Below are 23,557 nucleotides of genomic sequence, written 5' to 3' on the forward strand. Positions count from 1 at the left end.
GGGCGGCTCAGCGTCACGGCTCACGGCGCGGCAGGCGGCTCCGGTCGAACTGGACAAGCGCGGACAAAGGGCGGCGACGCGCCGTCTCCAACGGAGGTAAACATGAAACCAGCACTGATGAAGGCCGGCCTTCTCGCCGGTGCCGCGGTCTTCGGCGCCCATGCGGCGGCGGCGGACGTCGAGATCGAATACTGGCAGTATATCTACGAGACCCGCGTGACGGCGATGGATCAGCTCATCGAGAAATTCGAGGCGCAGAACCCGGGCATCACGGTGAAGCAGGTGACCTTCCCCTACGCGGACTACCAGACCCGCGTGATCGCCGCGAACATGGCGCGCAAGGGGCCCGACGTGCTGCAACTCTTCTATGGCTGGACGGACAACTTCGTGAACGGCGGCGTGCTGCAGCCCCTGCCAAAGGATGCCTTTCCCGAAGAGATGATCGAATCCGAGTTCTTCCCGATCGTCGGCGCCATGAAGCGCGGCGACGACTACTACGGCTTGCCCACCGCGGTGCGCTCGCTGGCGCTTTTCTACAACAAGGCGCTGTTCGAGAAGGCCGGGATCGAGAAGCCGCCCGCGACGCTCGACGAGCTGGTCGATACCGCCGTGAAGTTGACGGAAACGGATGCGGGGGGCAACTTCACCACCGTCGGGATGACGGTCGAGATGGGCGGACAGGACCACCAGTGGTGGCGCGAAGTGCTCGTGCGCCAGTTCGGTGGTGAGCCCTATAACGACGATTACACCAAGGTCACCTACGACAGCGAGGCGGGCATCGCCGCGACCAAGTGGTACACCGACCTGGCGACCGAGCATAAGGTCGGCGCCACGGGCTTCATGGACGAGGGTCAAGCCGCGTTCCGGGCCGGGCGCGCCGGGATGACCATCGACGGAACCTTCCGCCTCGGCTCATTCTCCTCGATCGAAGATTTCGAATGGGGCGTTGCCGAGCTTCCGGCGAACGCCGAGGGGCTGCGCTCGAACTACGCCTCCTATTTTGCCAACGGCATCGGTGCCGGGGCCGAGGGAGAGGAGCTGGAAGCCGCGACGAAGTTCCTGACCTACCTGACGTCGCCCGAAGCGATGCAGCTCTGGCTCGAGGTGGTGGGCGAACTTCCCGCGCGCCCCGAAGCCGCGCTCACCGAGGAGAACCTCGCCGATCCGATATACGGTCCGTTCCTCGCGGGTCTCGAATACGCCCACACCACGACCTTCTTCGACGAGCAGGCGCAGCGACAGGTGACCATGGACATGGCCAACCGTGTGTTCCTGCAGGGGCAGTCGGTCGAGGAGTCGGTGGCCGAGGCCGCAACCGAAGAACAGGCGATCCTCGATCGCTTCCACTGAGGCAGGGGCAGCGGAGGGCGGAACGGACATGGCGTTCGACGACACCACACGGGCGGCCAGGGCGCCGCGCCTCAGCATGCGGACACGCCGCGCACTCTGGGTATGGGCCTTCCTGGCCCTTCCCGTCCTCTTTTATGCGGTCATCCGCTTCTACCCGACGCTCGACGCCTTCCGGCTGTCGTTTACCGACTGGAACCTGATGTCGCCGCCAAAGTTCATCGGGCTCAAGAACTACCGCGAGATGTTCGCCTCCCCGGACTTCTGGCAGGTCTTTCGCAACACCTTCGCCTATTTGGTCATCGGCACGCCGATCAGCCTCGTGCTGTCGTTCACCGTGGCCTATTTCCTCGACCGGATACGCTTTGGCCATGCCTTCCTGCGGGCGCTCTACTTCCTGCCCTACATCACCACCGCTTCGGCCATGGCCTGGGTCTGGCGCTGGTTCTACCAGCCCGCGCCGACCGGCGTGATCAACTCGGTGCTGGGCGCGCTCGGCATGGGGCAGATGGACTTCCTGCGCTCGACCACCTGGGCGCTGCCCTCGATCATGGTGACGGCGATCTGGGCCGGGCTTGGCTTCCAAGTCATCATCTTCATGGCCGGGCTGCGCTCGATCCCGCAGACCTACTACGAGGCGGCGCGTATCGACGGCGTCGGAGACTGGGCGATCCTGCGCAAGATCACCCTGCCGCTGCTGAAGCCGACGACGGTCTTTCTGGTGGTCTTTTCGTCGATCGGCTTCCTGCGCATCTTCGACCAGGTCTACAACATGACCACCAACGATCCGGGCGGGCCGCTGGGCACGACCAAGCCGCTGGTGCTGATGATCTACCAGACCGCCTTCAATTCCTACCAGATGGGCGCGGCCGCGGCGCAGACCGTGGTGCTCTTCACCATCCTGCTGCTGATCTCGCTGCTGCAACTCTGGATCCTGAGGAGCCGCTGATGGCCGTCGTGGAAACTTCCGCCGCCGAGGCCCGTGCCGGGCTGCCCATGTCGAAGATCCGGCCCGCGCGCATCCTGCTCTGGACGGTGCTGTTCATCGGCGGGATGCTGATGATCACGCCGATCCTGTTCATGTTCTCGACCTCTCTGAAGAGCGCCGGGCAGATCTATGACCTGCGCCTGATCCCCCAGGAGCCGAGCTTCGCCAACTACGTCGAGGTGCTCTCGGAGGGGAAATTCTTCCGCTGGTTCCTGAACTCCAGCCTCGTCGCGATCTGCGTCACCCTGTCGAACTGCTTCTTCGACAGCCTCGTCGGCTACACGCTCGCCAAGTTCCGCTTCCGCGGCCGTCAGTTCGTGTTCATCGCCATCCTCTCGACGCTGATGATCCCGACCGAGATGCTGGTGATCCCGTGGTACCTCATGGCCTCGAACCTCGGCTGGCTCGACACTTACTGGGGCATCATGTTCCCCGGCATGATGACCGCCTTCGGCACCTTTCTGATGAAGCAGTTCTTCGAGACCGTGCCCGACGATTTCATCGAGGCGGCGCGGATCGACGGGCTCAACGAGTTTACCATCTGGTGGCGCATCGCGATGCCGCTGGTCACCCCCGCGCTCTCGGCGCTCGCGATCTTCACCTTCCTCGGCAACTGGACCGCCTTCTTCTGGCCGCTGATCTCGATCACCTCGAGCGAGCTTTACACGCTTCCGGTGGGGCTCACCTCCTTCGCGGTGGAGCAGTCGATCCAGTGGGAGATGATCATGACCGGCGCGGCGCTGGCCACGATCCCGACGCTGATCGTCTTCCTGCTGCTGCAACGCTACATCGTCCGCGGCGTCATGCTGGCGGGCCTGAAAGGATGACCGGCATGACCGATCCTAGCCACGCCGACACCTCGGTGTTCCCCGACCCGGTCTACAAGGACACGGTGCTCGCTCCGCTCTTCGCCCATGCCAAGGACGATCACGCCGAGGGCTTCCGCCGCATCGACCGGGCGCATCTGGTCATGCTCGTGCGCACCGGCATCCTGCCGCGCGCCGTCGCCGCCGAGATCGCCCGGGCGCTCGTCGCCATCGATGCCGAGATCGACCCGGCCGAGCTCGTCTATACCGGCGAGGTCGAGGACTATTTCTTCCTGCGCGAGGCCGAGCTGAAGACACGCGTCGGCCCCGACACCGGCGGGCGGCTGCACACGGCGCGCTCGCGCAACGACATCGACCACACGCTGTTCAAGATGGCCCTGAAGGCGCGGATCGATGCGCTGCTGGCCGAGGCGAGGGCGCTGCTGGCCTCCCTGACCGAGACCGCCGCGCGCGAGGCCGAGACACTGATCGTCGCCTACACCCACGGCCAGCCGGCGCAACCCACCACCTTTGGCCACTACCTCGGCGCGGCCATCGAGGTTCTGATCCGCGACATGGCCCGGCTCGAGGCGGCGCGCGAGAGTTGCGATCTGTGCTCCATGGGGGCGGCGGCGATCACCACCTCGGGCTTCCCGCTCGACCGCGCGCTGGTGGCCGAACTGCTCGGCTTCGCTGCTCCGCAGCGCAACTCCTACTCCTGCATCGCGGCGGTGGACTACACCACGGCGACCTATTCCGCGGTCGAGCTGATCTTCCTGCACCTCGGGCGGCTGGTGCAGGACCTTCAGGTCTGGTCGAGCTTCGAGGTCGCGCAGATCCACGTGCCCAATGCCTTCGTGCAGATCTCGTCGATCATGCCGCAGAAGCGCAACCCGGTCCCCATCGAGCACATGCGCCACCTCGCGTCGCAGGCGGTGGGCAAGGCGCGGATGATGAAGGACATCATGCACAACACGCCCTTCACCGACATGAACGACAGCGAGGGCGAGAGCCAGTCCGCCGGCTACGGCGCCTTCGACACCGGCAGCCGGGTGCTGCGCCTGCTGGCGGCGCTGGTGCCGAGCCTGCGGGTCAACGAGGCCCGGGTCGCGGCCAACATCGACCGCGCCTGCATCACCATCACTGAGCTCGCCGACACGCTGGTCCGGCGCGAGGGGCTCTCGTTCCGGCTCGCGCACGAGATCGCCGCCGATACGGCGCGGGCGGTTGTGGCGGCAGAGACCAGCCTCGCGGCGGGCGGCTTCGCGCCCTTCGCCGCGGCCTTCGCCGCCCATGCCGGGCGTGCCTCCACCCTCGACGAGGCGAGCTTTCGTGAGATCGTCTCGCCCGAGTACTTCGTGTCGGTGCGCGACCGGTTCGGCGGGCCCGCGCCCGCGGCCATGGCCGAGGCCCTCGCCAGTTACCGCGAGGCGCTGGCCGGGTTCACCGCACGGGCCGAGGCACAGGCCGCGAAGGAAACCCGCGCCGCCGCCGCGCTCGAGGCGGCATTCAACGAACTGACGGAGGCGCGCTGATGGCCACCATCCAGCTGAGCAAGCTCACCAAGGCCTACGGGCGCACCCGGGTGATCCACGGCATCGACCTCGACATCCCCGACGGCGAGTTCGTGGTCTTTGTCGGCCCATCGGGCTGTGGCAAGTCCACCACCCTGCGGATGATCGCCGGGCTCGAGGAGGTCTCGGACGGCGACATTTCCATCGGCGGCCGCCGGGTCAACGAGGTGGACCCCAAGCAGCGCGACATCGCCATGGTGTTCCAGAACTACGCGATCTATCCGCACATGAGCGTGCGCCAGAATATCGCCTTTGGCCTCTACACCTCGAAGCTGTCCAAGGCGGCAAAGGCGCAGCGCGTCGAGGAGGCGGCGGCGACGCTCGGGTTGACGCCGCTGCTCGAGCGGCGGCCATCGGCGCTGTCGGGCGGGCAGCGCCAGCGCGTAGCCATCGGGCGCGCCATGGTGCGCGACCCCGCGGCCTTTCTTTTCGACGAGCCGCTTTCGAACCTCGACGCACAGCTCCGCGCGCAGATGCGCATCGAGATCAAGGCGCTGCACCAGCGGCTCGGCACGACCATCACCTATGTGACCCACGATCAGGTCGAGGCGATGACCATGGCCGACCGCATCGTGGTGATGCGTGACGGCCATATTCTGCAGGCCGCACCCCCTATGGAGATCTACGACAACCCGGTCGACATCTTCACCGCGCGCTTCATCGGCACCCCCTCGATGAACATTTTCCCGGCGCAGCAGTCGGGCGGCGTGGTGACGCTGGCGGAAGGGGAACCGGCGGTGATGGCGGGCGTCCGGCCGCAGGATCTCAAGGTCGGCGTGCCCAGCAGCTCATCCGCGATTGTCCTTGAGGGCACCGTGACGGTCACCGAACCGCTCGGGCACGAGACGCTGGTGCATTTCACCGCGCAGGGCCACGACTTTATCGCGAGCGCGCCGGGCCATTCCGGCGCCGCACCCGGACAGCGGATCCAGGCCGAGGCGGCGGCGGGCACGGTCCATCTGTTCGATCCAGCGACCGAGAAGGCGGTGGGCCGGGCGTGACGGGCTTCGATCTTTTCCTGACCTCCGCGCGCGACCTCCCGGCTGCCGGTCGCCGCGACCTCGCCGGTCTGCTGCGCGGCGCGGACGTGTCCAAGGGCGCGCTTGCCGGCACCGGCTGGGTGACGCCGCACGGCGCGCTCGATCCGCGGGCGTGCTGCCTGTTCGGAGCGGATGTTGGCGGCACCAAGGTACAGTCGGTGCTCACCGATCTCGAGGGCACGGTCCTCGCAGAGGCGCGCGATGCGACCCCGCAAGCGGGCGGCGATGCTGTTCTGGAGTTGATCTCGGACCATCTTGCCACGCTCTCTTGCGGCAGGACGGTCGGCGCGGCGGGTGTCGGCTTGCCGGGTGCGATCGATCCGGTGACGGGCGTGCTCGCGCGCGCACCCAACCTGCGCGGTCTCGAGGGACGGGCGATGCCGGCGCTCCTGTCCGACCGACTGGGGCTGCCGGTCGCGGTTGAGAACGACGTCAACCTGGCCGCCCTCGGCGAGAGCTGGCTTGGCCACGGGGCGCAGGGCTCTCGCGCTGCGGAAGCTGGGCTTGCCTTCATTGCGCTCGGAACCGGCATCGGCATGGGTCTCGCCTTCGGCGACCGGCTGCTGCGCGGCGTCGGCGGCGCCGCCGGCGAGATTGCCTGTCTGCCCATCGGTGGGGATCCTTACAGCCCGCGCGCCCGCAGCCTTGGCACGCTCGAAAGCGTGGTGGCGGGGCAGGTCCTCGTCGAGGACTACAGGGCGAGGGGCGGTGCCCGCGAGGGCAGCCTGCGGGATCTGAGCCGTGCTGGCGTCGCGGACCCGGTGCTTGACGCCACGCTCAACGTTCTCGCCGAAAGGCTCGCCCTGGCGGTCCTGTCGGTAGGCGCGGTGCTCGATCCGGCGCTTGTCGTTTTCGGCGGTGGCATCGGCTCGCGTCCGGAAATCGTGGCCCGGGTGGGCGAGGCGCTGGCCCGTCTCGGCGCGCCGGTGCCGGAGCTGCGGATCAGCCTGCTCGGCAATCGCGCCGGTGCGATCGGCGCGGTGCGCGCGGCACGGCTTGCGCTGGCCGATGCGCTGGAGCGGCCATGACCCAGCGCGCCCTTTACCGCCCGGCGCTGGTCGTACTGGAAAGCCCCGAGGCGGTGGCCGCCGAGGTCGCCCAGCGGATCCTGCGCTTTGTCGAGACACGGGCGCGCCCCGTTCTCGGTCTTGCGACCGGCCGTACGCCGCTCGCCGTTTACGCCCGTCTGGCGGCGGCGCACCGCGCCGGAACCAGCTTCGCGGCGGTCGAGAGCTTCAACCTCGATGAGTACTTCGGCCTTGGGCCGGCGCATCCCGGGGCCTTTGCGTGCTACATGCAGCGGCACTTCTTCGAGCAGGTAGACATGCTGGCCGGGCATGGTCACCTGCCCTCGGGGCTTGGCGATCCTGCCTTGGAGGCGCGCGCGTACGAGGCGACGATAGACGCGGCCGGAGGCATCGGCCTGCAACTGCTCGGGATAGGACGAAACGGGCATATCGGGTTCAACGAGCCGGGATCTGAGTTCGACAGCCGGACCCGGATTGTCACCCTCGACGAGAGCACCCGCAGGGCCAATGCCAAGGACTTTCCCGAAGGTACCGAAGTCCCGCGCGAGGCGATCACGATGGGCATCGGCACCATTCTCGAGGCCCAGAGGATCGTGCTGGTCGCGACCGGCGAGGCAAAAAGCGAGGCGCTGCACGCGGCCTTTCATCGCCCGCCCTCGCGCGGGTGCCCCGCCTCGGCCCTGCAGTTGCACCCCCGCGTCGAGCTCGTCTGCGACGTGGGTGCGGCACAAGGGCTTCGGCTCTAGGGGCGGTATCGCGACGGTTCAAGGCGACTGCGGGGGCTTACGGCGAATGGCACCGCCCGCAGATCGGCGCTCGAAGGCGAGCGCACCGCGCATTTTGCCATGTCCTGCCTGCACTCTTCCGTCTCTTACCGATAGCCCCATGGATCAGCCCTTCGTTTCGCAGCCGGAGCGAGTGGTGCCAGCTCGTGCCGCGAGCACGGCTTCAGGGGTGCGGAGAGCGGATCCCACTACGGAACGTCATTCACCCCGCGACTGATGATCCGTCGAAAAGGTCAAAGTGGTAAGACCTCTTTGGGAGTTGACTGTTTTCCAAGTTTCTCAAGAAAATAAACAATAACAATTATTTAAGCACAAGAATCGGCACGCTTTTCGGGCGGCAATACCCCGCCAAGCCAGCGCGCTCAAAAACTGGTTGGCAACCCGGTCGGCAAGAGGTTCACTTTGGTCAGCCAGGAGGAGGCGGCAGGGATGAGCGAGCTTGAGACAGCTCAATCGGAAAAGGGAACCGACCGGGTCATCGCGTATTTCAAGGACGCGCTGATGACCGGTGACCTGCGCGTCGGCGACCGGCTGAAGTCCGAGCGCGATCTCGCCCGGGAGCTGGAAGTCGGTCGCCCGCTGCTGCGCGAGGTGATCCGTTCGCTCGCCATGCTCGGCATGCTCGACGTACGACACGGCAGTGGCACCTACGTGCGGCAAGCCAATCTCGGGACGGTTTCGGATTTCTTCACGTTCTGCCTCGCTCAGCAACAGGACATGCTCGACGACGTGATGGAGGCGCGGATCGGCATCGAATGCCAGGCGATCCGGCTCGCCTGCACGCGGGCGAACGAGGTCGATCTCGCGCGGATCGGCCAGTGGTTCGGCTCGCTGATCGACACGCTGGACGATCCCGAGGCGGGCGGCCGCGCGGATTTCATGTTCCACCGTTCGATTGTGGCGGCGAGCCACAGCAGCTCGCTGATCACCCTTTACGGCGCCCTGTCCGAGTTGCTTCGACGCAGCCACGTGCAGCGGCGCAAGACGGTCTACCATGAGCGCTCCGTGGTCGGAGACCTTGTGGAAGCGCATCGGGAGGTCTTCCTCTCGATCGTCGCGAAGGACCCGGAGGCCGCGGACAAGCGGCTGCGGGAGCATTTCGCGATTGGCGACGAGTTGCGTCGCAGGAGCCTGATCGACAGCTACCGAAAAGGTCTCAAGAAAGCTTAGGACGACAAGCGAAGGGAGGAGAATATGTTCGCTTTTTCTGCTCGGCAGCTTCTGGCTGCCGCGACAATCGGCTTGTGCGCGCTGCCAGCTGCGGCCGCTGAACTGCGCTACGCCCACGTGGGCGCGGAGGGGGATTTCCAGACCCGTTTCGCCGCCGAAGCCGCCACCGCGATCGAGGAGGAGACCGGTGGCGAGGTGACGGTGCAGGTGTTCCCCGCCAGCCAGCTCGGCAATGTCGCCGAGATGGTTGACGGGGTGCGCATGGGCACCATCCAGATGGGCCACCACGACTTCGCCTCACTGGCCCGCATCGTGCCCGAGGTCGCCGTGTTCAACGCGCCCTTCGTCTACGAGAACGCCGAGCACGCCATGCGTGCCACCGACCCGGCCAAGTCGGAGGCACTGCAGGAGATCAACGCGCGGCTTGTCGAGGAGGGCGGCGTGCGCATCATCGGGCGCATCTACCGCGGCGCGCGCCACATCTCGTCCAACTTCGAGATCAAGTCGCCGGACGACATGGCGGGCAAGCCCTTCCGGGCGGTGCCGCTCGATCTGTGGGTGTCGATGGTCAAGGGCTTCGGCGCGACCCCGACGCCGGTCGAAGTGTCTGAACTGCCCACCGCGCTGATGACCGGCATGGTCGTCGGCCAGGAGAACCCGCTGACCATGATTGCGGCCAACAAGCTCTACGAAGTGCAGAGCCACGTCGCGATGACGGGGCATATGCAGTCTGTGCTCGCGGTCTTCGTCAACGAGAAAGCCTGGCAGGGGCTGTCCGAGGAGAACCGCGCCGCGATCACCAAGGTGCTCGACGGCAAGGCGATGGAGTCGCTGCAATGGGCGCAGGACTCCGAGCAGGCGCTGGTCGAGGAGCTGAAGGGAAGTGGCATGACCTTCACCACCGCGGAAACCGGACTCGATCTCGCCGCTTTCCGCGAGAAGGTTCTGGCGCAGATCAACCAGGATTTCCCGGACTTCGAGCCTTACATCCAGCAGATCATGTCGATGAAGTGAACCGCGGCGGCGTGGGCGTCCTGCGCGCCCATGCCGCGCTTTCCTGACCTCAATACCCGGAGTTCCCCGGTTCATGACACAGCTACTCCGCTTTCTCTGCGTGGCCATGCTCGCGGCGCTGATCGCGCTGCCCTTTCTGCAGGTGATCATGCGCGACATCTTCGGCTCCGCCATCGTGGGAGCCGAGGAGCTGACGCGCTTCCTGCTCATCTGTACCGTCTTCGTTGCCTACCCGCTGGTGGTCCGCTCCGAGGAGAACATCGTCATGGGCGAGCTGCGCGCGGCTCTGCCCGAGCCGGTACAGCGCTGGCTCGGGCTGGCGATCACGCTGCTGTCCTTCGCAGCCTGTGCGCTGATTGCGGTGGTGACCGCGCTCAACATCTCGGACAACCTCAAGAATGCCACGCCGACGCTCGGGATCCCGTTCTGGATCTTCCTCGGCGCCTGTTTCGTCGGCTTTGCCGGGGCGGCGATCTTTCACGCGCTGCAGCTGCGCACGCGCAAGACGGCGAAGTCGGTGAGCCTCTGACATGGGCCTGATCCTCATCGTCCTGTTTCTGGCGCTCTTCGTGCTCGGCTTCCCGGTCGTCTACTCGATCCTGCTGCCGGCGATCTTCTACGTCGTCATCGAGGGGCTGCCGCTCGGCCTGTTGACGCAGCGCGTGACTTACGCGCTCGACAGTTTTCCGCTGGTCGCTGTGCCGCTTTTCATCTTCGTCGGCAACCTGATGAACCTTGCCGGGGTGACCGACCGCATCTTTCGCTTCGCCGACACGCTGGTGGGCCGCATCCCGGGCGGGCTGGCGCAGGTCAACATCTTCTCGAGCCTGATCTTTTCGGGTATGTCGGGCGCCGCGCTCGCCGATGTCGGGGGGCTCGGCAAGATCGAGATCGAGGCGATGAAGCGCCGCGGTTTCGACGCTCCCTTCGCCGCGGCGGTTACCGCGAGTTCGGCCGTGGTCGGGCCGATCTTCCCGCCAAGCATCCCGCTCATCGTCTACGGCTCGGTCACCAGCGTGTCGATCATCCAACTGCTGATCGCCGGCATCGTGCCCGCGCTGATTTGCATCCTGCTGCTGATGGTCACCGCTGCCATCCTCGCCATCCGCAAGGACATGCCGCGCGCCGAGCGATGGGCGAGCCCGCGAGAAGTGGGCGAAAGCCTGCTGCCGGCGCTTCCGGCGCTGCTGGCCCCGGTGCTGATGATCTCGGGCATGCTGCTGGGGCTTTTCACCCCGACCGAGGCGGCCGCGGTAACGGCGGTCTACGTGATCCTCATCAGCTGGCTGGTCTACCGAGAACTGACGCTCGACCACCTGTGGTCCGCCATGCTGACCACGCTGCGCAACACCAGCGCGATCCTGATCATCGTCGCAGCGGCCTCGCTCTTCGGCTGGATCCTCGCGGTCGAGCAGATCCCTCAGGATTTCTCCAAGCTGATCCTGGCAATCTCGAGCGATCCCTTCGTGCTCTTGCTGATTGCCAACCTGATCTTCTTCATCGCCGGCATGTTCCTCGATTCCACCACCGCGACGCTGCTGGTGGTCCCGGTGATCGCGCCGCCGATGGTTATGGCGGGGATCGATCCGGTGCACCTTGGCATCGTGGTGATCTTCAACCTGATGTTGGGCCTGCTGACCCCGCCGATGGGTCTGTCGCTGTTCCTCGTGTCATCGATTGCCAAGATCACGCTACGCCAGTTGCTGAAGGCGCTGCTGCCCTTCTACGCGCCGTTGCTGCTGACGCTTGCGATCATCACTTTTGCCGACGGGCTCGTGCTGGCCCTGCCGAAACTGCTTCGCTAACCCCCACCTCGAAAGGTTCTTGCAATGCGTCTTGTCCTTGGCTCCGATCATGCGGGCTTCCCGCTCAAGGCAACCGTCCTCGATCACCTCCAGCGCCTCGGCCACGAGGTCAGGGACGTCGGCTCCTACGACGACAAGCCGGTCGATTTTCCGGAGATCGCTCAGGCGGTGACGCGGGCGGTCAACGACGGCTCGGCCGAGCGGGGGCTGCTGGTCTGCGGCACAGGTGTCGGTGCCTCGATTGCCGCCAACAAGGTCAAGGGCATCCGCGCCGCGGTCGGCCACGATGTCCATTCGGCGCATCAATGCGTCGAGCACGACGATGTGAACGTGCTCTGCATTGGTGCGCAGATCGTCGGACCTTGGCTGGCGCTCGACCTCATCGACGCATTCCTGGGGGCCGAATTCTCCACCGACGAGGACTTCCGCCGCCGGGTGGCGATGTTGCACGACATGGACAACGATCGCTAAGCGCGGGCGCGCGGTCTTGTGGACATCACGCCAGATGAGCGCGCTGACCCGCATGTGGTCTCGCCGCTTTCTTGAGGGTCGGCGTCAGCCCAGCTGACGCAACCCTCGAACGAAGACTGCCGGGGGCGAGGCCCCCGGCCCAGTCAGCTCGTTCCGCGAATGTGGGCTCTAGAGGTCGAGCTCGACCTTGCCACGCGGATTCGAGCAGCAGGCGAGGAAATAGCCCTCTTCGATTTCGTCTTCGGTGATGCCACCATTGTGGACCATATAGACGTCGCCCGAGATCTTCTTTGTCTTGCAGGTGCCGCAAACGCCGAAAGTGCAGCCTGTAGGGATGGCGATCCCGGCCTGGCGGGCAACGGCAAGGACCGTCTCCGTTTCCGCGCAGGATTGCTTCAGCCCGGAGCGACCGAAGGTGACCTCCGCCATGATATCCTCGTCCGGCATATCGTCATCGGGCACGGGTGCTTCGACGTGCTGCGGTCCGGGAATGGAGGGCGCGTGGAAGCTCTCTTGATGGTAGTGGTCCATATCGAAGCCGAGCCCCGCAAGTGCCTCGCGCACCGACTGCATGAAGCTCTCCGGGCCGCAGCAGAAGACTTCGCGCTCCAGGTAGTCGGGCGCCATCAGGCCGAGCATGAGCTGGTTGAGACGCCCCTGATACCCGGTCCAGGGCTGGTAGCGGTCCGGCGCGCTGACCACCCATTTCAGATCGAGTCCGGCGATGCGGGTCGCCATGTGCTCGAGGCGGCGCTTGAAGATGATCTCCGAAGGTCGCCGCGCGCAGTTCACGAAGACGATGTCGCAATGGCTGCCAAGGTCGTAGATCTCGGTCGTCATCGACATCATCGGCGTGATGCCCGTCCCGGCCGAAATGAAGAGGTACTTCTTGGCCGGGTGGCCGACCGCGGTGAAATGGCCGGAGGGACCATTTGCCTTGACCTTCATGCCGGGCCGAAGCGCGTCGATGATCCATCGCACCCCGATGGAATCCGGCTGCGCCTTGATCGTCAGCGTGAGCGACTTCGGGCGCGACGGCGAGGAGGAGATCGTGAATGTGCGGTAGAGCGGGCCGCCGGGCACCGGCAACTCCAGCGTCAGGAACTGGCCGGCGTCGAACTGGAAGGGCCGACCAGAGGGGGCCTGAAAGCAGACGGTGACGACATCCGCCGCTTCGGGCAGGATCGACACGCACTCAAGCGGTTCTTCGTCGGTCCAATGGGCAATGGGGGAGGGGCTTGCAGTTACCATATCACGTCACTCCGCGGCCTGGGCGATGGGGGCATAAGCGCTGCGCATCCAGTCAAGGTTCCAGCTAACGAATTGCAGCACGCCGTCTTCATGGGTGGCCGAATGAGGGCCTGGCTCGTAGGCGGGCGAATTGATGCCCTGCTGGTTGTCTTCGACGACGCGGCGGTCCTCGTCGTTGGAGTGCTCCCAGACCCGGGTCAGGGTGTCGAGGTCGTAGTCCACCCCCTCGACCGCGACCTTGTGGACGAGCCAGGTGGTCTGCACCTCGGTTTCCTGCGCGCCGACCGGGGTCACGCGGAAGGTGATCGAGTGATCGGTCAGCAAGTGGTTCCAGGTGGTCGACTGGAACAGCAGGAGCGCACCGGCATCGAGCACGGGAACATGGCCGAGAGGTTTTTGCACCGCGATCTTGCCGTTCACCGTGTAGCTCTGCGTGCCTTCGAGCAGCGGCATGTGGGCCGGAAAGGCACAGAGCCAGTCGCGGTAGAAGATCGCCTGCAGGTCCGCATCGAAGACCTCGGGGGCGCCGTAAAACGGCTGCCGGAGACCATGGCCGCGGCGCTGCTGATGGAGCAGATCGGAAAGCCGGGCGGTCGGGCTGGCCATCTTGGGTGTCCTCTCGCGGAAAGTGATCTTCGCGTCACAAAGCCATTACGTCGGCGAGCTGACAATTGGCAAAAAACTCAACTGAGATTAGCCTAGCTAAATTGAGCGTCGCGATGATCCAACAGCGACTCCTGCAAGACAAAAGCGACCTGACGATATGCAAAAGCCCTATGATCTACCGTCTTTAGGCGATTTGGCCTGTTTTGAATCGGCGGCCCGGAACCTGAGCTTCAAGCAGGCCTCTGCCGAGATGAACGTTACTCCCGCTGCGGTCAGCCACCGGATCAAGGCGCTCGAGCAGGACCTGGGACAGGCCCTGTTCACGCGCCAGTACCGCGGGGTGGAGCTGACCGAGGCGGGCGCCTTGCTGTTCGTGTCGCTGCAACGCGGGTTCGAGGGGATCTCCGACAGCGTCGCACGCATCCGCAACCGCCGGGATCGCACCGCGGTTTCGATCGCGGCGACAACCGCGATGAGTGGCCTGTGGCTGACGCCGCGGCTGGCGGCCTTCTGGAAAGCGCATCCGGGCGTCGCGATCTCGCAGGTCATCGCGGACAGCGGGCGGGTGAGTGGCGTGGACCTGAGCATTCACTACGGTGACCCGGCGCGCGAGGACGACGAGACCCGACTGCTGTTCCGGGACCGGATCCTCGCCCTCGGCAGCGCGCAATTCGCCGAGATGCACGAGATCGCGCAGGTCGCGGACCTGGCCGAGGTGCCGTTGATCCGCATTCATTCAGGGGCGAACGCATGGACCGGCTGGCACGAATGGTTCGCCTCGCTCGGTCTGCCCGCGCCGACTGGCCCTGAGTTCGCGCTGAACAACTACCTTATCGGGCTCAAGGCGGCCGAGGATGGCATTGGCGCGGTGCTGGGGTGGGAAGGACTGCTGCAGGGATATCTCGAAAGCCATCGCCTCGTGCAGCTGGTGCCCGAGGCGATGGACTCGCCCTATCCCTTCTACCTGCGCATCCATGCGGGAGCCTCGGCGAACGCACAGCTCTTTGCCGATTGGCTCGCGGAGCAGGAGGCCGGGGCGGCCTTCGCGTGAGGCTCAAGAGCAAACCCGAAAAGCCGAAGCGCCGGCGAGGGTGATCCGCCGGCGCTGTCATTTTCATGTGACCCAGCGGATCAGCTGCGCGGCTTGCTGTTCTCGGGATCGTAGAGCGGCGCGTAGCCGACGCCCGCGACCTCGACCTCGAAGGGCTCGTCGAAATAGGTCACCTGCAGCTTGCGCCCGACCTCGCAGTAGTCCCACGGCAGGTAGGCCAGCATGATATTCTTGCCGATGCTGGGGCCGAAGGCCTGCGAGGTGGTGTAGGAGCGGCGGCCAAGCTCGTCGATCAGCACCTCGCCGGTTTCGGGGTCCATCACGGGCATGGTGTTGACCGGGTAGCGGGCGACCCCCTTGCTGTCGACGTTGTCATTCATCACCAGCGTGCAGAGCATTGCGGGCTGGTGCTCGCGGGCGCGGAACTCGACGTGCTTCTCCTTGCCGCGGAAATCGGCCTCCTTGACCTTGGGACGCGAGAGGTCGGCCTCGTAGAGGTTGTACTGCGTGTGCAGGTCGGCGTTCTGCAGGCGCAGCGACTTTTCAAGGCGGCGCGAGTTGGCATAGGTCTCGACCCCCACCGCCATGACGCCGACCTCGCGCAGGGCGTCCCAGACGGCAAGACCGTCCTCATAGGGCATGTGCAGTTCCCAGCCCTGCTCACCCACATAGGAGATGCGGAAGGCCGTGACGGTCTTGCCGGCGATCTCGATCGGCTTGATGGCCGCGAAGGGGAAGTTCTCGACATCGAGGCCGGCCGGATCTGCGACCACCTTCTTAAGGTTCTCGCGCGCGTTCGGGCCCCAGATGCCGATGGTGGTGAACTTCTCGGTGACGTCGGTGATGGTGACGTCGAAGCCTTTGTCCATCGCCGTGCGCTTCATGTACTCGAGGTCACGCGGACCGGCGTCGGCCCCGTTCACCAGGCGGCAGCGGTCGCCCATGCGGAAGACGGTGAAGTCCGCCCGCACGTTGCCCTCGTCATCGAGCATGTGGGTGTAGATACCCTTGCCGACCATGTTGTCGCCACCGATCTTCGCGGCGCAGAGCCATTCCATCAGCGCCACGTGGTCCGGGCCAGAGATGTCGGTCATGTGGAAGTGCGACAGGTTGATGATGCCGCAATCGGCGCTCATCTCCAGCTGCTCGGCGTTGGACACGCGCCAGAAGTGGCGGTTGTCCCATTCGTTTTCGCGCACCGGCACCTGGTCGGCGTATTTCTCGAGCAGGTGCTCGTTGGCCGCGTAGCCATGCGCACGCTCCCAGCCGCCGAGTTCCATGAAGTAGCCCCCCAGCTCCACTTCGCGCTCGTAGAAGGGCGAGCGGCGGATGCCACGGGCGTTGCCGAAGGGCTCACGCGGGTGGACGGGCGGGTTGTAGATCTTGGCAGCGGTTTCCTCGCAGCGGCCCCAGATGAAGTCTTCTTTCAGCTGGAAGTCCTGAAAGCGCGAATAGTCGATCGCGTGATGGTCGATGTGGGTGCGCCCGTCGGTCATCCAATCGGCGATGAGCTTGCCCATGCCGGGGCCGTCCTTGACCCAGATCGCCACCGCGTACCACAGGCCGCGCAGCTTGCGGCTTTCGCCCATCGACGGCCCGCCGTCGGTGGTGGTCTGCAGCAGGCCGTTGAACGAGTGGCTCTCGTTGAAGCCGAGCTCGGCGAGGATCGGGGTGAGCTCCATGGCCTTTTCGAGCGGCTCGATCACGTCTTCCAGCACGAGGTCGCGCATCGACGGCCCGAGGCGCGCCTGGCCCTTCTCGAGGATGTCGCGCGGATGCACCATCCGCACGTCCTTTTCGTAGTAGTAGCCCCATTCCATCTGGCCACCCTCGGTGGTCGCGGGATCGCCGGTGTCGCGCATGTAGGCCGAGTTGCCCTGGTCGCGCAGCAGCGGACGACCGATCTCGAGGCCGGTGCCGGCAAACTCGTCATAGGGTCCGAAGAAGGTCAGCGGGTGGTCGACCGGCATCACCGGCAGGTCTTCGCCCGCCATGGCGGCGATTAGGCGCCCCCAGAGGCCGGCGCAGACCACCACGTGATCGGCCATGATGGTCCCGCGCGAGGTCTTCACGCCAGTGACGCGGCCATTCTCGGTGAGCAGCTCCAGCGCCGGGGTGTTGGCAAAGGCCTTGAGCTTGCCGGACTTCTCCGCCTGATCGACCAGCTTGCCGGCGACGGTCTGCGAGCGCGGAATGACGAGGCCCGCATCCGGGTCCCACATCGCGCCCTGGATCTGGTCCTCCTCGAGAAGCGGGAATTTCTCCTTGGCCTCGGCGGCCGAGATCATCCGCACGTTGGTGCCGAAGGCGCGGCCAGAGTCGCAGCGGCGCTTGAGCTCTTCCATGCGCTGGTCGTCACCGACGCGCGCCACCTCGAGACCACCGATGCGCGAGTAGTGGCCCATCTTCTCGTAGAAATCGACCGAGTACATGGTCGCCCAGGTGCTCAGCAGATCATGGCTCGTGCAGTAGCAGAAGTCCGAGGCGTGACCGGTCGAACCGATGTCGGTGGGGATGCCGGACTTGTCGATGCCGACGATATTGTCCCAGCCGCGCTCTACCAGGTGGTGGGCGACCGAGGCGCCGACGATGCCGCCGAGACCGACGATGACGACATTCGCGCGTTCAGGAAAGGAAGACATGGGTGCAGTCCGCTTGTTCGAGGAGAGTATCGAAGTGATAGGGCCTGGCACGACGCACTGATGGCGTCGAACCGGCATTCACCGCGCGAAAAACGACCGTCTTCCGCGCGGTGGTGGCGTCAGAGCTGGCGCTCAAGTTCCGGCAGGACATCGAAAAGATCGCCAACGAGCCCGTAGTCGGCAACCTGGAAGATCGGTGCGTCCTCGTCGGTGTTGATCGCGACGATAATCTTGCTGTCCTTCATGCCCGCAAGGTGCTGGATCGCTCCGGATATCCCGCAGGCGACGTAGAGATCGGGGGCAACCACCTTGCCGGTCTGGCCGACCTGGAAATCGTTCGGCGCATAGCCCGCATCGACCGCCGCGCGCGAGGCGCCGACAGCCGCGCCGAGTTTGTCGGCGAGCGGGTTGATCACCTCGCGGAACTTCTCTTCCGAGCCGAGCGCGCGGCCGCCCGAGACGATGATCTTGGCCGAGCTGAGCTCGGGGCGGTCACTGGCCGAGAGCATGTTTTCGAGGAAGCGCGACAGCTCGGCGCCCGCGTTTCCGGCCTCGATGGCCCGGACCGGGGCTGCGGCCGCGCCAGACGCGGCAGCCGCAAAGCCCGCGGTGCGGACGGTGAGCACCTTCTTGGCCTCGGTCGACTGCACCACCTCGATGGCGTTGCCGGCGTAGATCGGGCGCTTGAAGGTGTCGGCGGAAACAACCTCGGTGATCTCGGAGATCTGCATCACGTCGAGCAACGCGGCAACGCGTGGCAGCACGTTCTTGCCGGTGGTCGTGGCGGGGGCGAGGAGGGTGTCGTAGCCCTCCGAAAGCCCGACGATGAGCGCCGCGCTCGCCTCGGCCAGACGGTGCTCGAGCGCCTCGCTCTCGGCCTGCAGCACGCTGCGCACACCGCTGAGGTGCGCGGCGGCCTCGGCGGCGGGGGCGGCGCCCTTGCCGGCGATCAGGATGTCCACCTCGGTGCCGATCTGCAGCGCGGCGGTCAGCGCCTTGGCGGTCTGGTCCGAGAGCGTGCCGTTGTCGTGGTCTGCGAAAAGAAGAATTGACATGGTGTAGGGTCCCGCTCTCAGATGACGCCGGCTTCGGTCTTGAGCTTGTCGAGCAACTCGCCGACGCTGCCCACTTTCACGCCCGCCGCCCGCGCCGCGGGCTCCTCGACGCGCAGCACCTTGAGGCGCGGGGCGGTCGAGACGCCGAAGTCCTCGGCGCTCTTCTGGTCGAGCGGTTTCTTCTTGGCCTTCATGATGTTCGGCAGCGAGGCGTAGCGCGGCTCGTTGAGGCGCAGGTCGGCGGTGACGATGGCCGGAAGCGCGATCTCGATGGCCTGCAGGCCGCCGTCGACCTCGCGGGTGACCTTGGCACGGCCCTCGCCGATCTCCAGCGCCGAGGCAAAGGTGCCCTGGCTCCAGCCGAGCAGCGCCGCGAGCATCTGGCCGGTCTGGTTGCTGTCGTCATCGATGGCCTGCTTGCCCAGCACCACGAGGCCGGGATCTTCCTGAGCGACCACCGCTTTCAGCAGCTTTGCGACGCTGAGCGGCTCGACCGGACCTTCGGCGGTGATCAGGATCGCGCGGTCCGCGCCCATGGCGAGCGCCGTGCGCAGCACATCCTGCGCCTGCGCCGGGCCGATCGACACGACGATGACTTCGTCGGCCTTGCCCGCTTCCTTGAGACGGATGGCCTCTTCGACCGCGATCTCGTCGAACGGGTTCATCGACATTTTCACATTGGCCAGATCGACGCCCGTGCCGTCCGCCTTGACGCGGATCTTCACGTTGTAGTCGACGACCCGCTTCACCGGGACCAGCACTTTCATGGTGTTTCCTCTCTGCCGTGACCCGAGCGTCGCCGGGGGTTTTTGCCCGCGCCCGCGGGGGGTTCCTGCGATATGACCGAGAACAGGGGCGACGGCCGTCGGGACGTCGCAAATCTCCGCCAGTGTTCGTCCGATGGGTATCGAGGTCGCGTTTCGGCCTTGCAGAGGCGCGTTTGGCGAAGTCGATGCCGAATTCGTAGCGCAGAGTATTGCGACGAACCCCTGTCAAAAGACAGGATATATGCGTCACGCGGGGATGAGGGCTACGACAGGCGCCCAAGAGTTCCCGTGCAGCCGGAGCGCCAGCATGACCCCTCTCTCCGTTCCGCAGAAAGCCACCTCGCGCGCGGCCTCCTCCCGGGCCATCCGGCGCAGGCCCGAGGACGCGCGCCTGTCGGTGGGCTTCATCCTGGCAAAGCGCTTCACCCTCTGTGCCTTTGCCAATTTCGTCGACGTGCTGCGGCTCGCGGCGGACGAGGGCGATCGCAGCCGCCCGATTCTATGCACATGGACGGTGCTCTCGGACACGATGGACGCGGTCCCCTCGAGCAGCGGCATCACGGTGCAGCCCAAGGAGCGGCTCGGCGATCCGTCGCGCTTCGACTATATCGTCGTGGTCGGCGGGCTGATGGACGACATGCAGACTCTCGGCCCGGCCTACACGAAGTTCCTGCGGCAGGCGGCCGACGCGGGCGTGCCTCTGGTCGGGGTCTGCACCGGGGCCTTCCTTTTGCACGAAGCGGGGCTGATGCAGGGCTACCGCTGCTGCGTGAGCTGGTTCCATCACGCGGACTTCCTCGAGCAGTTCGAGGGGCTCAATCCGGTGGCGGACCAGATCTTCGTGGTCGATCGCGACCGGCTCACCTGCTCGGGCGGTGCCAGTTCAGCGCACCTTGGGGCCTATCTGGTGGAAAAGCACGTGGGCCGGGCGCAGGCCAGCAAGAGCCTGCACATCATGATCATCGACGACGCGCTGCAACCCGAGAAACCGCAGCCCGGGATCACCCTCGGGTTCAAGACCCGCGACCCGATCGTGCTGCGGGCGCTGCAGCTCATGCAGCAGACCATCGACACGCCGCTTTCGGTCGAGGAAATCGCGCGGCGGATCGGGCACAGCAAGCGACAGCTGGAACGGCACTTCCGCACCGCGCTCGACATCTCTCCGCAGGCGGCGTTCCTCAATATCCGCCTGTCGCTGGCGCATCACCTGCTGCTCACCGCAGAGAAATCCATCGCGCAGGTCGCGGTGGATTGCGGTTTTTGCGACTCCTCGCACCTGAGCCGGATGTTCCGGCGGCGCTTTGGCTGCACCCCGCAGGCGCTTCGGCAGGAGCAGGGCCTGGCGGCGTGATCCCGGCAGCCTGACAAGAAAACGCCGCGGAGGGGGCCTCCGCGGCGTTTCCGTCTGTGCAAGGCGCGTGTCTCAGCGCGGCTCGCTGGCGAGCCCCCGCCAGATTGCGACGCACATCACGAGCAGAACGATGGTGAAGGGCAGGCCGGTCGAGATCACCATGGATTGCAGCGATTTGAGCCCTCCCGCCGACAGCAGCAGGACCACCGCGACGACACCCTCGAACACGCACCAGAACACCCGCTGCGGCACAGGCGCATCGACCTTGCCGCCCGAGGTGATCGTGTCGATCACCAGCGAGCCAGAATCGGAGGAGGTCACGAAGAACACGATGACCAGCACAATGCCGACAAGCGAGGTGATCGCCGACAGGGGCATGTCATCGAGCATGGCGAAGAGCTGCAGCGGCAGATCGGCGTCCTGCACCGCGGTGTAGCTTTCTTGCACGACCTGGCTGATCGCCGCGCCGCCGAAAATGGACATCCAGATCACGCAGACCAGGCTCGGGATCAGCAGCACGCTGATCAGGAACTCGCGCACGGTGCGTCCGCGGCTGACACGGGCGATGAACATGCCCACGAAGGGCGACCAGCTGATCCACCACGCCCAGTAGAACGAGGTCCAGCCCTGCATGAAGTTGACGTCCTCGCGCCCGACGGGATTGGACAGCGCGGGCAGGTATTCGAGATAGGCCAGCAGGTAGTCGCCGGTGTTGGTGAGAAGCAGCAGCGTCGGCCCTGCGAAGAGCACGAAGAGCAGCAGCAGCAGCGCGAGCCCCATGTTGATCTCGGAGAGCAGCTTCACCCCGGCTTCGAGCCCGCGGATCACCGAGAAGAGCGCGATCGCCGTGATGCCGATGATCAGCACGATCTGTGTCGTCTCGCCCACCGGCACGCCGAAGAGCTTGTTGAACCCCGCGTTGGCCTGTGCCGCGCCGAGCCCGAGCGAGGTGGCAAGCCCGAAGAGCGTGGCGAAGACCGCAAGGATGTCGATGACGTGGCCCGGCCAGCCCCAGACTTTCTCGCCGAAGATCGGGTAGAAGGCGGATCGGATCGTCAGTGGAAGCCCCTTGTTGTAGCTGAACAGCGCCAGGCTGAGCCCGACCACCGCGTAGATCGCCCAAGGATGCAGCGCCCAGTGGAAGATCGAGGCGGCCATGCCAAGGCGCACCGCCTCTTCCTGGGTTGTCGCGGCGCCCAGAGGGGCCCAGTCGGTGCGCGCCCCGGCGTCGCCAAGGGCCGTGCCGCCAAGCGACGAGCCGAAGTGGCTGAGCGGCTCTGAGACGCCGTAGAACATCAGGCCGATGCCCATGCCGGCGGCGAAGAGCATCGAGAACCAGCTCAGGTAGCCGAAATCCGGACGCGCGTCGCGCCCGCCGAGCCGGACCTTGCCATAGGGGCTGATGACCAGCACCAGGCACAGCAGCACGAAGACATCGGCGGCCCCCAGGAACAGCCAGTCAAAGCCCGTGGTGACCTCGGTGAAGAGCGTGCTGAAGAGGGTGCCGGCAAGCTCTGGCAGGGCAAGCGTGAAGGCCACAAAGGCGATGACCGCAAACGCCGAGATCGCGAAGACCGGATTGTGCACGTCGAAATAGATCGGTCCGACAGACCCTTCGATATTGTCGCGGCCGATGGTGTACTCTGTCTGGATAAGGCTTTCGGCGGGCGGGGAGCCTAGGTCCGGCCCCTTGTCCTCGGTGTCGGTGGGATAGGTCAAATGAGGTTCTCCTCTGCTGGTTAAGGAGCCCTTCGCCAGTATGTGCCCGGTGACCTCTGCCCGTCTTACTGCGGGAAATCGTACTGAGCCGACGCGTCTTCTTGCGTGACAGGGACCTTTACAGCGGATCTGCACCCGGACAGGCGGCAGGCATCTCTGCGATCCGGAGGTTATTCAGCGAAGCGCGCGCGGAGGGCAGAACCGGAACGACAGAGCGCCGGGATCTTCGCGACGTCGGGGGCTGTTCCCGATCGATAGGCCATGGTTTGGCGCGGATGCAGGCGCAGAGATCACAGGCGCAGCGCGCGGCGCCTGTGGTCTTAAGTGACTGTGTATCAATGTAATTTATGGATACTATCGGTTGACCGCCTTGTCGGCCTCTCTGGGAAGTCAGCGCAACATCGCGCGCTCGCCTGTCGCCTCGCCCCAAGGAAAAGCCGGCCGTGCCGTCGCGTCCCGAGGCGCGGCGCAAAGATCCGATCACACTGTCGCAAAACCTCACGCCGCCTTCGGCAGTGCTCGCTAGGAAGGGGAAAAGCCACCACAGCCGGGGCCCGCCGATGACTCGTTTCAACGCCTTTTCCCTTCTCAAGAACGCCGTGACCGGCCACAAGGACTGGACGGAGCAATGGCCGGACAGCCAGCCGAAGGCCGCGTACGACGTGGTGATCGTCGGGGCGGGGGGGCACGGTCTGGGCGCGGCCTATTACCTTGCCACCCAGCACGGGATCACCAATATCGCGGTGATCGACAAGGGTTGGCTCGGCGGCGGCAACACCGGGCGCAACACCACGATCATCCGCTCGAACTACCTCTACGACGAGAGCGCGCGGCTGTTCGATCACTCGGTCGACCTGTGGCAAAATCTCAGCCAGGAGCTGAACTACAACGTCATGTACTCGAACCGCGGCGTGCTGATGCTGGCGCACACCGTGCACGACGTACAGAGCTTCAAGCGCCACGTCCACGCCAACCGCCTGAACGGCGTCGACAACCGCTGGCTGACGCCGGAGGAGTGCAAGGAGTACTGCCCGCCGATCAACATCTCGCGCGGCGCGCGCTACCCGGTGATGGGCGGCGCGCTGCA

At 65.7% G+C, this 23,557-nt stretch carries 20 protein-coding genes and 1 pseudogene; 15 read left to right on the forward strand and 6 right to left on the reverse strand.

All coding sequences use genetic code 11. The features are described from left to right. Nucleotides 1-102: 102 nt before the first annotated feature. The 12 genes from G0Q01_RS12065 (at nt 103) to rpiB (ending at nt 12,028) form a co-directional block, all read left to right on the forward strand. Nucleotides 103-1,350 (forward strand): extracellular solute-binding protein, encoded by a 1,248-nt coding sequence (locus G0Q01_RS12065; RefSeq protein ID WP_164196093.1) that lies wholly within the window; start codon nt 103-105, stop codon nt 1,348-1,350. 28 nt (nt 1,351-1,378) lie between these two features. After that, a complete protein-coding gene (locus tag G0Q01_RS12070) occupies nt 1,379-2,296 on the forward strand; it encodes a carbohydrate ABC transporter permease (RefSeq protein ID WP_164213404.1) in 918 nt (305 codons plus the stop codon). Then, nucleotides 2,296-3,162, forward strand: a complete 867-nt coding sequence (locus G0Q01_RS12075; protein WP_164213405.1) for a carbohydrate ABC transporter permease — start codon at nt 2,296-2,298, stop codon at nt 3,160-3,162. Before G0Q01_RS12070 ends, G0Q01_RS12075 begins: the two co-directional genes overlap by 1 nt. Before the next feature lie 5 nt (nt 3,163-3,167). After that, nucleotides 3,168-4,676: an argininosuccinate lyase gene (argH, locus tag G0Q01_RS12080; RefSeq protein WP_370457259.1), complete on the forward strand. Its 1,509-nt coding sequence runs from the start codon at nt 3,168-3,170 to the stop codon at nt 4,674-4,676. Continuing rightward, nucleotides 4,676-5,716 (forward strand): ABC transporter ATP-binding protein, encoded by a 1,041-nt coding sequence (locus tag G0Q01_RS12085; protein ID WP_164196101.1) that lies wholly within the window; start codon nt 4,676-4,678, stop codon nt 5,714-5,716. The genes argH and G0Q01_RS12085 overlap by 1 nt, the downstream gene beginning before the upstream one ends. Beyond that, nucleotides 5,713-6,783, forward strand: a complete 1,071-nt coding sequence (locus G0Q01_RS12090; RefSeq protein ID WP_164196103.1) for an ROK family protein — start codon at nt 5,713-5,715, stop codon at nt 6,781-6,783. The genes G0Q01_RS12085 and G0Q01_RS12090 overlap by 4 nt, the downstream gene beginning before the upstream one ends. Further along, nucleotides 6,780-7,529: a glucosamine-6-phosphate deaminase gene (locus G0Q01_RS12095; protein WP_164196105.1), complete on the forward strand. Its 750-nt coding sequence runs from the start codon at nt 6,780-6,782 to the stop codon at nt 7,527-7,529. The genes G0Q01_RS12090 and G0Q01_RS12095 overlap by 4 nt, the downstream gene beginning before the upstream one ends. Nucleotides 7,530-7,997: 468 nt before the next feature. Further along, entirely contained in the window at nt 7,998-8,738 is a 741-nt protein-coding gene (locus G0Q01_RS12100; protein ID WP_164196107.1) for a FadR/GntR family transcriptional regulator, read from the forward strand. A 24-nt stretch (nt 8,739-8,762) separates the two neighbouring features. Next, nucleotides 8,763-9,752, forward strand: a complete 990-nt coding sequence (locus G0Q01_RS12105; RefSeq protein ID WP_164196109.1) for a TRAP transporter substrate-binding protein — start codon at nt 8,763-8,765, stop codon at nt 9,750-9,752. Nucleotides 9,753-9,825: 73 nt separating this feature from the next. Further along, nucleotides 9,826-10,281, forward strand: coding sequence for a TRAP transporter small permease (locus G0Q01_RS12110; protein WP_164196111.1), 456 nt, complete (start codon nt 9,826-9,828; stop codon nt 10,279-10,281). 1 nt (nt 10,282) lies between these two features. Further along, nucleotides 10,283-11,557 (forward strand): TRAP transporter large permease, encoded by a 1,275-nt coding sequence (locus G0Q01_RS12115; RefSeq protein ID WP_164196112.1) that lies wholly within the window; start codon nt 10,283-10,285, stop codon nt 11,555-11,557. Nucleotides 11,558-11,581: 24 nt separating this feature from the next. Then, complete coding sequence (gene rpiB / locus G0Q01_RS12120; protein WP_164196113.1) at nt 11,582-12,028, forward strand: ribose 5-phosphate isomerase B; 447 nt, start codon at nt 11,582-11,584, stop codon at nt 12,026-12,028. Between the two features lie 168 nt (nt 12,029-12,196). Here rpiB and G0Q01_RS12125 read toward each other — a convergent pair whose 3' ends face one another. Together G0Q01_RS12125 and G0Q01_RS12130 are read right to left on the reverse strand one after the other, a co-directional pair. After that, complete coding sequence (locus G0Q01_RS12125; RefSeq protein WP_164196114.1) at nt 12,197-13,279, reverse strand: hybrid-cluster NAD(P)-dependent oxidoreductase; 1,083 nt, start codon at nt 13,277-13,279, stop codon at nt 12,197-12,199. Between the two features lie 6 nt (nt 13,280-13,285). Continuing rightward, nucleotides 13,286-13,738: pseudogene (locus G0Q01_RS12130) on the reverse strand (SRPBCC family protein); the annotation flags it as partial. 304 nt (nt 13,739-14,042) lie between these two features. On the opposite strand from G0Q01_RS12130, the gene G0Q01_RS12135 reads away from it, so the two are divergent. Next, nucleotides 14,043-14,936: a LysR substrate-binding domain-containing protein gene (locus G0Q01_RS12135; RefSeq protein WP_164196116.1), complete on the forward strand. Its 894-nt coding sequence runs from the start codon at nt 14,043-14,045 to the stop codon at nt 14,934-14,936. Between the two features lie 80 nt (nt 14,937-15,016). On the opposite strand, the gene G0Q01_RS12140 is transcribed toward G0Q01_RS12135, so the two are convergent. The 3 genes from G0Q01_RS12140 to G0Q01_RS12150 all read right to left on the reverse strand — a co-directional run bounded on the left by G0Q01_RS12140 (nt 15,017) and on the right by G0Q01_RS12150 (nt 19,400). After that, the gene (locus G0Q01_RS12140; RefSeq protein ID WP_164196117.1) at nt 15,017-17,578 is read right to left on the reverse strand and encodes an FAD-dependent oxidoreductase; all 2,562 of its coding nucleotides are present in this window, start codon (nt 17,576-17,578) and stop codon (nt 15,017-15,019) included. A 119-nt stretch (nt 17,579-17,697) separates the two neighbouring features. Then, entirely contained in the window at nt 17,698-18,633 is a 936-nt protein-coding gene (locus tag G0Q01_RS12145) for an electron transfer flavoprotein subunit alpha/FixB family protein (RefSeq protein ID WP_164196118.1), read from the reverse strand. Nucleotides 18,634-18,650: 17 nt separating this feature from the next. Further along, entirely contained in the window at nt 18,651-19,400 is a 750-nt protein-coding gene (locus tag G0Q01_RS12150) for an electron transfer flavoprotein subunit beta/FixA family protein (RefSeq protein WP_108968781.1), read from the reverse strand. 307 nt (nt 19,401-19,707) lie between these two features. On the opposite strand from G0Q01_RS12150, the gene G0Q01_RS12155 reads away from it, so the two are divergent. Beyond that, nucleotides 19,708-20,751: a GlxA family transcriptional regulator gene (locus G0Q01_RS12155; RefSeq protein WP_108968783.1), complete on the forward strand. Its 1,044-nt coding sequence runs from the start codon at nt 19,708-19,710 to the stop codon at nt 20,749-20,751. A 72-nt stretch (nt 20,752-20,823) separates the two neighbouring features. On the opposite strand, the gene G0Q01_RS12160 is transcribed toward G0Q01_RS12155, so the two are convergent. Further along, nucleotides 20,824-22,470: a BCCT family transporter gene (locus tag G0Q01_RS12160; protein ID WP_164196119.1), complete on the reverse strand. Its 1,647-nt coding sequence runs from the start codon at nt 22,468-22,470 to the stop codon at nt 20,824-20,826. Nucleotides 22,471-23,030: 560 nt separating this feature from the next. Between G0Q01_RS12160 and G0Q01_RS12165 the strand changes: the two genes are divergently transcribed. Further along, nucleotides 23,031-23,557, forward strand: a 527-nt coding sequence (locus G0Q01_RS12165; protein ID WP_164196120.1) for an FAD-dependent oxidoreductase, incomplete at its 3' end; no start/stop codon positions are given.

The organism is Salipiger sp. PrR007, assembly GCF_010499845.1.
GTDB classification, from domain to species: Bacteria; Pseudomonadota; Alphaproteobacteria; order Rhodobacterales; family Rhodobacteraceae; genus Salipiger; species Salipiger pacificus_A.